This window comes from Paracoccus pacificus, from assembly GCF_042680785.1.
Taxonomy (GTDB): domain Bacteria; phylum Pseudomonadota; class Alphaproteobacteria; order Rhodobacterales; family Rhodobacteraceae; genus Paracoccus; species Paracoccus pacificus.
The window spans coordinates 58,637-70,165 of the sequence record NZ_JBHUEN010000043.1; the positions used below are offsets into that span (position 1 = coordinate 58,637).

The window sequence follows — 11,529 nt, forward strand, 5'->3', positions numbered from 1 at the left end:
GGATTGCGCGTCGGCGATACCCGGCGCCCAGCCCGCAAGGATCAGCGCCAGAGCGATCCGCGCGACGGAATGCGCCACCCGCTCAGTTCCCCGTCGGGACGGAATGCACGATCGACGATGATGCACCCGGCGCCGCCTGCGGCAGGACGAACCCGGCCCCGCCGGCCGGTGCGGATGTCGGCTGGTTCGAGGGCGACGGGACCGCGATCGCCGCCGCTTCGGCGGTGCCATCCAGAACCGGGGGATAGACGCCGGGCACCTTGGCGCCGCCGGCCGCTGGCGCCGGGGATGCCGTCGGCTGCGCCCCCGGCGCCCCCGGCACCGCGCTGGCCACGGCCGCCCCGTTCTCGATGAATTCCACCGTGGTGACCTTTGGTTCGACCATCTTGGCCAATTCGCGCGCGTCCCAGTTCGTCAGCCGCACGCAGCCCGAAGACTGATTGCGGAAAAGCTGCGACGGGGTCGGCGTGCCGTGAATACCATAGGTCGGTTTGGACAGGTCGATCCAGACCGAACCGACCGGGCCGTTCGGGCCGGGCGGCAGGACCAGAGGCTCGGCGTTCTCGCCCTGTTGCTTGTTGATCCGGGGATTGTAGTGATAGGTCGGATCCAGTGCCACCGCGTCGACGAAATGCGTCCCCGATGGCGAAGGCGTCGCATCCGACCCGATCGTGGCGGGGTAATCCACCAACATCGACCCCGCCGCGTTATAGCCCGTCACGCGACTGGTCTGTTTGTTGACCAGAATGCGCGTGACCTTTCCGGTGATCGGTTTGGCGGGCGCGATGACCTTGATGGTATTGCCCGGCTCGAACGGGGTTCCCTTGTTCAGCATGACGATGAATTTCTCGTCCATGTGGAACCGCTCGCCCAGCTTTTCGGGAAGGCTGGTGAAGCCCAGCCATTTCATCTTGGCCTTTTCGGCGTAGTCGCGCGGATTCGAGTCGACCAGATCGGCGGTATCCTCTTGGGTGATCGTGTAGTTCTGAATGATCGGCTTGCCGGCATAGGTTTGCAGCAACGACCAGACCTCTTGGTCCAACAGCCCGTCCTCGGGCAGGCCCGAGCGGCGCTCGAACGCCATGATCGCGCTTTCGCTCATCCGGCCCGCCCAGCCGTCGGTGACCCCGGGTGAGATGCCCGAGCGGTCGAGCAATGCCTGTACCTTGGCGGTCAGCGCCGTCTGGCCCGAGGCAAGCGGCTGTCCGGTAAAGACGGCGTTCTCGACATCCTCGGCGGTGAAATTGCCCGCCTTTGCCGGTTGCCCTGCGGAAGAAGAAGGGGCCGGCGCGTGAACGGCCGGAGTCGTCACGGGTGCGGCAGCGGCCGGGGCAGGGGCCGTGGCAGTGGGTGCGGCCATGGGTGCGGCCGGGGTGGTCGCAGGTGCGGCCGGTGTGGTCGCAGGTGCGGCCGGTGTGGTTGCCGGGGCGGGCGCCTCGGCTGCCGGTGCCGGCGTTTCGGGGGCGGCGGCGGCGCTGTCCGGCAGGGGCGCGCTGTTGACCGGCGCCACGCTGGCCGCGCCGGGGATCACCGGCTCCTGAGGCATGAGAGCGTCCTGTGCCGACGCGACTGGCGCTGCGCCAAGCATGCCAAAGATCAAAAATCCCGAGAGGGCGGGACGGAAACGGGACATATGCTCACCTCACGGCTACGGCTTTTGTTTTTCGCCATGATGAATCCGCGTCGCGCCAAGCGCAAGCGCGTAGACAACCGGCTTACGGCAAGGTGATAAGTTTCAGAAGCTCGAGGTGATCGAATAGCCGGGGGCGAAGATCTGCCGGGCATGGCTGATCGCGACCTCTTGCGACCAAAGCGTGCGGTTGATCGTCAACATCGGCGCGCCGGTCGGCAGACCCATCGGCACCGCCTCGCTTTCGGTGGCGGCGCTGGCCGAAAGCTCGATATTGGCGCGGGTGACGGTGGTATTGCGCGACAGCCATTCATAGGCGGTGACGGATTCGAGCGCCTCTGCGGTCATGCCGCCGGCAACCGCGGGATTGACCCATTTCGTTTCATGCGAGCACGCCTCGCCATCAGCCCAGAACAGCGAGCGCACGAAGATCACCGGCGCGCCGGTGACCATATGCATGGCCGTGGCGGGCTGGGCGGGCAGTTTCGTCGAGGAAAATTCCAGCAGGTCAAAGCGGAATTCGTGGCCCGCCTCTTCGACTTCGCGGCGGATCGAGGGCAGCAGGACCGCGCAATAGGTCGGAACCTCGGCCACCCGCGTGCCAACCTTTCGGCGGCGTTCGATCACGCCGGTCTCGGCCAGTTCGCGCAGGGCGCGGTTCACGGTCGCGCGCGCGCAGCCCAATTCACTGGCCAGTTGATGTTCGGTCGAGATCAGGTCGCCGGGCTTCCATTCGCCCGAGCGGATCCGCGACAGGACGTGCAACTGGACCGATCGCCAGGTGCGGTGTCCGCGCCGGGCAGTATTGCTGTCAGAGGGTACGAGGATGGCGACGTCTGGGCTGAGTTTCATGATCTCGGGCTGGCAGTTGGCCTGCGGTCCTGTCGGTTGGTGAACGGTTCGGTTTAGTTTCTGTGTTCTTGTAACCACTCGTGCCAGAAGGCCGGCCCGATCCTTGCTTTAGTCGCGGTTGACTTTTCTTCCTGTCAGGCGTTCCTGTGACCCCGGTTCTGCTGGGGCTGGGTTTGTTGTGAGCGTTCTTGAAACCGAAACGAAGATAACGACTTCCGAACGTACTGTTTGGGCCGTTTTGGCCGCGATCAGTCTTTGCCACATGTTCAATGACATGATGCAATCACTGCTCTCGGCGATCTATCCGTTGCTGGAAAAAGAATTCAACCTCACTTTTGGACAGGTCGGTTTAATGACCTTCGCCTTTCAGGTGACGGCATCCATCCTGCAACCGCTGGTCGGGATGATCACCGACAAGCATCCGCAACCCCGGTCACTGGCCGTCGGCATGGGCTCGACCTTCTGCGGGGTGCTGATGCTGGCGATCGCGCAGGAATTCACGTTCCTGCTGGTCGGGGCGATGCTGATCGGCGTCGGATCGGCGATTTTCCACCCCGAAAGCTCGCGCGTGGCACGGGTCGCGTCGGGCGGTAAATTCGGAACGGCGCAGTCGATCTTTCAGCTTGGCGGCAATTTCGGACAGGCGCTGGGTCCCTTGATGGCGGCGTTCATCGTGGTGCCGCTGGGGCGGCCCTCGGTCGCGCTGTTTTCGATCATCGCGCTGACCGGATCGGTCATCCTGTACCGCATCGGCGTCTGGGCCGAGGGGCGGCGCAAGGCGGCGGTCAAGTCGAACGCGCCCATGGCGCCGCGCCACGGATACAGCCGCGCGCGGGTCGGCTGGACCATCGCCATTCTGGCCATGCTGGTGTTTTCAAAGAATATTTATACCGCCAGCATCACCAGCTATTACACGTTCTTCCTGATCGAACGCTTCGGTCTGACCATTCAGCAATCGCAGCTCATGCTGTTTCTGTTCATGGCCGCCATGGCCGCCGGGGTGGTGCTGGGCGGCTTGGTCGGCGACCGGATCGGGCCGTTGCGGGTGATCTGGTTCTCGATCCTCGGGGTGCTGCCGTTCACGCTGATGCTGCCTCATGTCGGTCTGGCCATGACCGGCGTTCTGACCGTGGTCATCGGGCTGATCCTGTCCTCGGCCTTTCCGGCCATCGTCGTCTATGCGCAGGAACTGGTTCCCGGGCGGGTCGGGATGATCGCCGGGCTGTTCTTCGGTTTCGCCTTCGGGATGGGCGGCATCGCCGCCGCCATTCTGGGCGAGGTCGCCGAATACAAGGGCTTGGCCTTCGTCTATCAGCTTTGTTCCTTCATGCCGGCCATCGGTCTGCTTGCCATTCTGCTGCCGCGCGGCTTCGGCCGGCGCCACTGACGGGAACCTTGGTCGGGCTTCGGGGTTCACCCGGCATCTGATACGGAGAATGGCCATGCCCGATACGCTGGAAGACCGCCGCATCCTGATCGTCGCCTCGGACGGTTTCGAGCATTCCGAATTGTTCGAACCGCTTGATCAGTTGCGCGAACTTGGCGCCACCGTCGAGATCGCCTCGCCCGAGGGCGGGGTGATCAAATCATGGCTGGACGGCGATTGGGGCGACGAGATCGAAAGCGACCTGTCGATCGGCGAGGCCGATTCGGCCGATTATGATGCGCTGATCCTGCCCGGCGGGGTGATCAACCCCGACAAGCTGCGCACCGACAATGACGCGCTTGACCTGATTCGGTCGTTCTACGGCGCCGAAAAGCCCATCGCCGCCATCTGTCACGCGCCCTGGCTGCTGATCGAGGCGGGGCTGGCCGAAGGCGTCACCATGACCGGCTACGACTCGATCCTGACCGATCTGCGCAACGCCGGGGCGAATGTGGTCGACCGGGCCGTCGCGCAGGATCAGGGGCTGATCACCAGCCGCAGCCCCCAGGATCTCGACGATTTCGTCGAAGCGATCGCGGATGCGCTTGGCGTCGAATACTGACGTCAGTTTTTGCGTTTTCAATAGAGTGCATCGCGTCACCGGGGGCTTGCGTGGCCCGGCCGGTCGGGGTTGACTTGGCAACGCCAACGCCGATCGGATCAAGGGGACGAACATGCGCTATAGCCGTGATATGCGGGGTTACGGGGAAACCACCCCGGACCCGAAATGGCCCGGTAACGCGCGGATCGCGGTCCAGATCGTGATGAATTACGAAGAGGGCGGCGAAAACAGCATCGAACACGGCGATCAGGCCAGCGAGGCTTTCCTGTCCGAGATCATCGGGGCCCAGCCTTGGCCGGGCAAGCGCCACTGGAACATGGAATCGATCTATGATTACGGCGCGCGGGCCGGCTTCTGGCGTCTTTACCGGCTGTTGAAGGATGTGCCGATCACCGTCTACGGGGTCGCGACCGCGTTGGAGCGCGCGCCCGAACAGGTGGCCGCGATGCAGCGCGCCGGGTGGGAAATCGCCACCCACGGCTATAAATGGATCGAATACAAGGACGTCCCGCCCGAGCTTGAGGCCGAGCATATCGCCCGCGCCGTCGAATTGCATACCAAAGTGACCGGCGAGCGGCCTCGCGGATTTTATCAGGGCCGCACCTCGATGAATACGGTGGCGCTTGGATCCGAGGAAGGCGGCTTTGAATATCTGGCCGACACCATCGCCGACGATCTGCCCTATTGGCACGTCCACAAGGGGCGTCCGCAGCTTATGGTGCCCTATACGATGGACGCCAATGACATGCGCTTCTCGAGCGGGCAGGGGTTTGGCACCGGGGTCGAGTTCTTCGACTATCTCCGCGACAGTTTCGACATGCTCTATGCCGAGGGTGCGGCGGGGGCGCCCAAGATGATGTCGGTCGGGCTGCATTGCCGGTTGGCGGGGCGCCCCGGGCGGGCCATGGCGGTGAAGCGGTTTCTGGACCATGCCCGCGGCCATGAAGGCGTGTGGTTCGCCACGCGGCTGGAAATTGCCCGGCACTGGGCGGCGACCCATCCCTATGCCGCGCGCTTGCGCCCGTCGGACATGGACCGCGACGCGTTTCTGGCGAAATTCGGCGGGATATACGAACACTCTCCCTTCATCGCCGAACGGGTCTGGGAGGCCGAGATGGGGCCGGTGCATGACAGCGCCGCCGGGCTGGCCGCGCGCATGGCGCAGGTGTTCCGCACCAGCTCGGATGCCGAGCGGCTGGGGGTGCTGCGCGCGCACCCCGATCTGGCCGGGAAGCTCGCGCAGGCGAAACGCCTGACCGCCGACAGTACCGCCGAGCAGTCAAGCGCCGGGCTGGATGCGCTGACCGACGCCGAGCGCGCCGAATTCACCCGGCTGAACGACGCCTATACCGCCAAGCACGGCTTTCCCTTCATCATTGCCGTGCGCGACCATGACAAGGCCGGCATTCAGCGCGCCATGTCGCGCCGTCTTGAGAACGACACCGAAACCGAGCGCGCCGAAGCCGAACGGCAGGTGATGCGCATCGCCGAACTTCGCCTGCAGGAGGCGCTGAAATGACCAAAGCCGCCAAATCATCCGACACGCCGCCGAAAGGTGCGCCGGTCGGCGATGTGCCCGTCGTATCCGAGGCCGATGCCCGCAAGATCGCCTATGCCGGCCCCGTCGCGGGGCTGCCGCCGCAGACCGGGATGACGACCGACAGCGCCGTTTTCACCGACGCCTATGCCGTCATCCCCCGCAGCGTGATGCGCGATATCGTGACCAGCTATCTGCCGGGCTGGGAAGGCATGCGCATGTGGATGCTGGCCCGGCCACTGACCGGATTCGCCGAGACCTTCAGCCAGTATGTGGTGGAACTGGCCGAGGGCGGCGGCAGCGACCAGCCCGACGACGACCCGGAGATCGAGCACGCGGTCTTTGTCACCGGCGGCGATATGCAGGTGGTCATCGACGGCACGGAACATCAGCTCCGGCCCGGCGGCTTCGCCTATATCCCGCCCGGCTCGCGCTGGAAAATCCGCAACCAGACCAAAGGCCCGGCGGGCTTTCACTGGTGGCGCAAGCGCTGGCAGCCCTGCAACGGGGTCGAGCGGCCCGATCCGATCGTCCTGCAGGAACAGGACATCGCGCCCTCGGTCATGCCGGATACCGACGGCGCATGGGCGACCACGCGCTTCATGGACCCCGCGGATCTGCGTCACGACATGCATATCACCATCGTGACCTTTAAGCCGGGCGGCAGCATCCCGTTCGCCGAAACCCATGTGATGGAACACGGGCTGTTCGTGCTGGAGGGCAAGGCGGTTTACCGCCTGAACCGCGACTGGGTCGAGGTCGGGCCGGGCGATTTCATGTGGCTGCGCGCATTTTGCCCGCAGGCGTGCTATGCCGGCGGCCCGGGTCCGTTCCGCTATTTGCTGTATAAGGACGTGAACCGGCATGCCGGGCTTTGGCCGGCGCAGCGGGGATAGGGTAAGCCGGGGCGCTGCCCCGGACCCCGGGATATTTGGACAAGGAAGACATATGAGCACGATCCGCGCGGTTCCGATCTCGGCCGAGGCCTTCGCCCCTTTCGGCGACCTTCTGGCGGTCCGCGATATGCCGACGACGCTGATCAACGCGGGCCGGTGCGAGCGGCATGATGCGCTGGCGACGGTCGAGCGCGGCGGCGGCGAGGCGATCATCTCGATCTTCCGCAGCCAGCCGGTCAGCCTGCCGTATCAATGTGCGCTGTTGGAGCGGCATCCGCTGGGCAGTCAGGCCTTCATGCCGCTGGGACCGGACCCGTGGTTGTCGATCGTGGCGCCGGATCTGGGCGGGAAGCCCGGGGCGCCGCTGGCCTTCGTCGTGCCGGCAGGCATGGGGGTGAACCTGCGGGCCGGTGTCTGGCACGGGGTGCTGACGCCACTGGAGCGGCCGGCGGATTTTCTGGTCGTGGACCGCGCCGGGACGGGGGTCAATCTTGAAGAGGTGACGATCGCGCCGGTCACCGTGACGGGCTGAGCCATGCGTTTTGCGCTGGGTCTGGATGGCGGCGGCAGCGGGTGCCGGGCGGTGCTTGCCGATCGCGACGGGGCGGTTCTTGGTCAGGGAAGCGGCGGCCCGGCCAATGTGACCAGCAATCGCGACGCCGCCGTCGGCGCGATCCGCGCGGCCATTTCCGCCGCGCTGGGCGGCCGCGACCGCGCCGATGTGGTCGCCGTTCTGGGCCTCGCCGGGGCGGATATAGCGCAAGCCGAGGATTGGTTGCCGGCGCTTCTGGGGTTTGGCCGCGCCGAAATCCTGCCGGACCATATGCTGGCGGTGGCGGGGGCATTGGGCGCGCGCGACGGTATCGTCGCGGCGATCGGCACCGGATCCATCTTTTCCCGGCGTATCGGGCCCGATGCGCTGACCGTTGGCGGGCGCGGGCCGATTCTGGGCGATGAGGGCAGCGGCAACTGGATCGGGCGGGCGATATTGGCCCGGGTCTTGCGTGCGGCGGACGGGTTGGCATTGCCGACGGATCTGACCGACCGGCTGTTCGCCGATCATGGCGGGATCTCCGGCGTGATCGAGTTCGCCCGCGATGCAAGCGGCGCGGATTTCGCCCGGCTGGCCCCGCAGGTTCTGGCGGCGGCCGATGATCCCGCCGCGCGCGAGGTTCTGATGCGGGCCGACGCGCTGATCGCCGCGGCGATTGATCGGTTGCAGCCCGACGCCGGGTCGGTGCCGGTCGCGTTCACCGGCGGCTTGGGCGCGCATTATGCGGCGCGGTTGCGCGGGCGCTGGCAGATCATTCAGCCCAAGGGCACCGCGCTTGACGGCGCCTTGGCGCAGGCGCTTGGGTTGTTGCGGGGCTGAATGTCAGCGCGGCTGGCTGAGCGCGCGGGCAATCAGCGCCGGCACCTCGGGCAGGGCGCCGAGCGGCGGTAGAAGCGGGCCGGTAAAACCCGCGCGTTCCAGCGCATCCGGGATATCCTGCCGGACATGCCCGGCGCTGAGCGCAAAGCAGGGCAGGCAGACGCCCCCGGGGCCGATCGTCGCCGCGACATCCTGAAGGCGGGGGTCTTCCTCGATGAAGCCGGTGGCCACAGTGGCGAAACCGGCGATCTCGCGCAGCCGACCGGCCATCGCTTCGGCCGCCATCGCGGGGTTGCGCGAACGGCCCGAACCATGGGCGGCAAGAAGAAGCGTCGTCGATCCGGGCGCCAGACCGGCCGCCATCGCGCCTTGGCGGGCGGCACTCGCGGCCAGCCGGGGCAGGGCCGGGTCGCTGCCGAAAGCGGGCAACTGGCGCGGGGTCGGCAGGCCCGCGACCCGCAGACGCCGGGGCAGTTCGGTGCGGGTGAACCAACCCTCGGCCATGAAGAAAGGATAGATCAGCGGGTCGGGCAATCGGGCGATCGCGGCCCCAAGCGCGCCCTTCGCGGCGAGCGTCGCCCCGCCGATCTGCCAATCGGGCAGCAGCGCGCCGACCCGGGCGGCCAGATCGCGTATCGCATCCTCTTGCGGGCCCGGGTCGCCGGGCTGCCCGTGCGAGATGATCAGCGCCCGGCTCATACGGGCGGTTCTGGCGGATAAAGCCCGGCAACGGCGCCGATGATGAACAGAACCGGCGAGGGCATCGGCGCATCGGCCATCGCTTGCCCGATGCCATCGAGCCGCGCCGTCAGCCGCTTTTCCTGCGGGGTCGTCGCCGATGAGATCGCCAGCACCGGCGTGTCGGCCGCGCGCCCGGCGCCGATCAGACCCTTGGCGATCGCGCCGATCTGCGCCGCGCCCATATATACCACCAGCGTGGTGTCGGGATCGGCCAGACCCGGCCAGTCGGGGCCATGTTCCACATCCTCGGCCCGGTGGCCGGTGACATAGCGCACCCCCGCCGCCAGCCCGCGATGGGTGAGCGGCACGCCGGTCGAGGCCGCGGCCCCCTGCGCGGCGGTGATGCCGGGGACGATCTCGACGGCGATACCATGGGCGGCGAGCGTTTCGGCCTCTTCCCCGCCGCGCCCGAATATCAGCGGATCGCCGCCCTTCAGCCGGGCCACGGTGCGGCCTTCGCGCGCCAGATCAACAAGCATCTGATTGATCCGGGGCTGCGGGACCGAGTGATGGCCGGCGGTTTTCCCGACCGGAAACACTTGCGTACCGGGCGGCACGAGGGCCAGAATGCCGGGCGAGACCAGCCGGTCGTACACGACCGCATCCACCTGTCCCAGCAGCCGCGCGGCCTTGACCGTCAAAAGATCGGGGTCGCCCGGACCCGCGCCGATCAGATAAACCTTGCCCGTCATCTTTCCCACAGCGTAACGCCTTCAGCCCGTCGCTTAGCCCAGAGCCGCGGAATTTAGAATTGTGAAAGCGGTATTCCAGTGCCGAGATCGGCGCGTGCTGCTTTTTCAGTCACGAAACGCGGCCGCCAGCGCGGGAGGCATCGGAAATTCCTGCAACGCAATGCCGCGCGCCCGGGCGGACATCTTGCGGGCGGTTTTCTCGACGATGCGCAGCAGTTCCTCGGGCGTCTGGGTCGGTCCGAAATCACCCAGATACCAGCGGATGAAGGTGAAACAGGCGACATCCTCCAGCGCCTGCACCTCGGGGTCGCGCTTGATGCCTTCCTTGCGCAGCATTTTTTCGGCGGCGGCGATATCGTCGGCGCCATAGCCGGCCTCGGTCATGATCGCGGCGACCCGGGCGGCGTGGCGGCGCCCCTGCTCCACCCGCCAGGCCAGATAGCCGGCGCGATTTTCGGGATAGTCGCTGCGCGGCAGGGCAAAGCGTTCGATATGCTGGCCACGGCAGGCGATCCGCAGCGGGTCGGATGCGTCGGGATACAGATGTTCCTGCTGGCTGGTCATGCGCAGCCCGTAAAGCAGCGCCGCCGGCACACCGTCGATCTGATCGGGATCGCGGGCATTGGCGGCGTCGATGGCGTCAAAGGCGGCTTTCAGGTCGGGCATGGCGTCCTCGCGGGCGGGAATGGCGGATGTTGCACAGTGTGACGCGCCGACGTAGGCGCGGCAAGTCCTTGATAAACCTTGGGCTGATAAAGCTCAGACAAGGCGAAAACCCTCGGGGATCGCGTCCCGGCCGTTCAGCACCAGATCGGCCATGACCTGCGCGACCTTCGGCGCCATGCCGAAGCCGATCTTGAAGCCGCCGTTTGCGACGTAATGCCCCGGCCGCCCCGGCCACGCACCCAGCAGGGGCGCGCGGCTGACGGCGCGGGGGCGGAAACCGGCCCAGCGGTCGATCACCGGCGCATCGGCAAGGGCCGGACAGACCGCGCGGGCGCGGGCGATCAGCGTCTCAAGCCCCTCGTCGGTTGCCGGATCATCCACCCCGCGTTCCGAGGTCGATCCGATCCCGGTGGTGCCATCGGCATGGGGCACGATATGGAGCCCGTCGGCATAGATCTGTGGCGCGTCCGGGGCCGAAAAACCCAGCGTCGCCGATTGTCCCTTGACCCCGTTACCGACCAGCCGTCCCAGATCCTCCGACAGCATCGCGAGCCCTTCGGCCCCGGTCGCCCAGATCACCGGCGCGCCATCATCGGGCGGCCGGTCGCCTTGCGCGATCGCGCCCCCCGCGGCCTCGATCGCCCCCGCCAGCGCGGCCAGCGCGGCCCGAGGGTCAAGCCGCGCGGTCAGCCCGTCGCTGAGGACCAGACCCGTGGGGCTAAGCGGCGAAAAGGCGTCGGTCGCCACCTCTACCCGCCACCACGCCCAGGCGGGCCAGTATTTCGCCGCACCCGCCGCCCGGGCGCGGGCCTTGGCGATGTCGGCATCGTCCTGCAAGGGCTGGATGCGACCGGTGCGGGCATATCCGGGGTCGATACCCGACAGCCCGGCGACACCGGCCCAGAAATCCGCCGCCATCAGCAGGCTTTCAATCTGAAACTGTTTTTTCGGGTTCCAGTTCTCGGGGACGTGGGGCGCCAATGCGCCGACCGTGCCGCCGCTTGACCCGGCCCCGATGCGGCGCTTTTCGATCACCGTCACGCGGGCTCCCAGCCGCTGACAGGCATAGGCGCAGGAAAGCCCGAATATTCCGCCGCCCATCACCGTGACGCGGTGTTTCCCGATTGCCATTCGCATTGCCTTTCCGCAGGATCG

General features: G+C 66.8%; 12 protein-coding genes. 6 read left to right on the forward strand and 6 right to left on the reverse strand.

Annotation, left to right across the window (positions count from 1 at the left end):
- Positions 1–82: 82 nt before the first annotated feature.
- On the reverse strand, positions 83–1,546 hold the full coding sequence (locus tag ACFSCT_RS12740; protein WP_379143301.1) for a L,D-transpeptidase family protein: 1,464 nt from the start codon (positions 1,544–1,546) through the stop codon (positions 83–85).
- A 189-nt stretch (positions 1,547–1,735) separates the two neighbouring features.
- Entirely contained in the window at positions 1,736–2,482 is a 747-nt protein-coding gene (locus ACFSCT_RS12745) for a GntR family transcriptional regulator (protein ID WP_379143302.1), read from the reverse strand.
- A gap of 262 nt (positions 2,483–2,744) precedes the next feature.
- Between ACFSCT_RS12745 and ACFSCT_RS12750 the strand changes: the two genes are divergently transcribed.
- The 6 genes from ACFSCT_RS12750 (at position 2,745) to ACFSCT_RS12775 (ending at position 8,275) form a co-directional block, all read left to right on the forward strand.
- On the forward strand, positions 2,745–3,869 hold the full coding sequence (locus tag ACFSCT_RS12750; protein ID WP_379143303.1) for an MFS transporter: 1,125 nt from the start codon (positions 2,745–2,747) through the stop codon (positions 3,867–3,869).
- A gap of 55 nt (positions 3,870–3,924) precedes the next feature.
- Positions 3,925–4,470: a type 1 glutamine amidotransferase domain-containing protein gene (locus tag ACFSCT_RS12755; RefSeq protein ID WP_379143304.1), complete on the forward strand. Its 546-nt coding sequence runs from the start codon at positions 3,925–3,927 to the stop codon at positions 4,468–4,470.
- A gap of 112 nt (positions 4,471–4,582) precedes the next feature.
- Entirely contained in the window at positions 4,583–5,989 is a 1,407-nt protein-coding gene (puuE, locus tag ACFSCT_RS12760; RefSeq protein ID WP_379143306.1) for an allantoinase PuuE, read from the forward strand.
- Positions 5,986–6,903, forward strand: coding sequence for a bifunctional allantoicase/(S)-ureidoglycine aminohydrolase (locus tag ACFSCT_RS12765; RefSeq protein WP_379143307.1), 918 nt, complete (start codon positions 5,986–5,988; stop codon positions 6,901–6,903). The genes puuE and ACFSCT_RS12765 overlap by 4 nt, the downstream gene beginning before the upstream one ends.
- A 52-nt stretch (positions 6,904–6,955) precedes the next feature.
- On the forward strand, positions 6,956–7,435 hold the full coding sequence (locus ACFSCT_RS12770) for an ureidoglycolate lyase (protein WP_379143309.1): 480 nt from the start codon (positions 6,956–6,958) through the stop codon (positions 7,433–7,435).
- 3 nt (positions 7,436–7,438) lie between these two features.
- Positions 7,439–8,275: a glucosamine kinase nucleotide-binding domain-containing protein gene (locus ACFSCT_RS12775; RefSeq protein WP_379143311.1), complete on the forward strand. Its 837-nt coding sequence runs from the start codon at positions 7,439–7,441 to the stop codon at positions 8,273–8,275.
- A gap of 3 nt (positions 8,276–8,278) precedes the next feature.
- Here the strand turns inward: ACFSCT_RS12775 and ACFSCT_RS12780 are convergent, their stop codons facing one another.
- The 4 genes from ACFSCT_RS12780 to ACFSCT_RS12795 form a co-directional block, all read right to left on the reverse strand.
- Positions 8,279–8,974, reverse strand: coding sequence for a CbiX/SirB N-terminal domain-containing protein (locus ACFSCT_RS12780; protein ID WP_379143312.1), 696 nt, complete (start codon positions 8,972–8,974; stop codon positions 8,279–8,281).
- Entirely contained in the window at positions 8,971–9,708 is a 738-nt protein-coding gene (cobA, locus tag ACFSCT_RS12785; RefSeq protein WP_379144369.1) for a uroporphyrinogen-III C-methyltransferase, read from the reverse strand. The genes ACFSCT_RS12780 and cobA overlap by 4 nt, the downstream gene beginning before the upstream one ends.
- Positions 9,709–9,813: 105 nt before the next feature.
- Complete coding sequence (locus tag ACFSCT_RS12790) at positions 9,814–10,374, reverse strand: DUF4202 domain-containing protein (RefSeq protein ID WP_379143313.1); 561 nt, start codon at positions 10,372–10,374, stop codon at positions 9,814–9,816.
- Between the two features lie 93 nt (positions 10,375–10,467).
- Positions 10,468–11,505, reverse strand: a complete 1,038-nt coding sequence (locus tag ACFSCT_RS12795; protein WP_379143315.1) for an NAD(P)/FAD-dependent oxidoreductase — start codon at positions 11,503–11,505, stop codon at positions 10,468–10,470.
- Between the last annotated feature and the right edge of the window lie 24 nt (positions 11,506–11,529).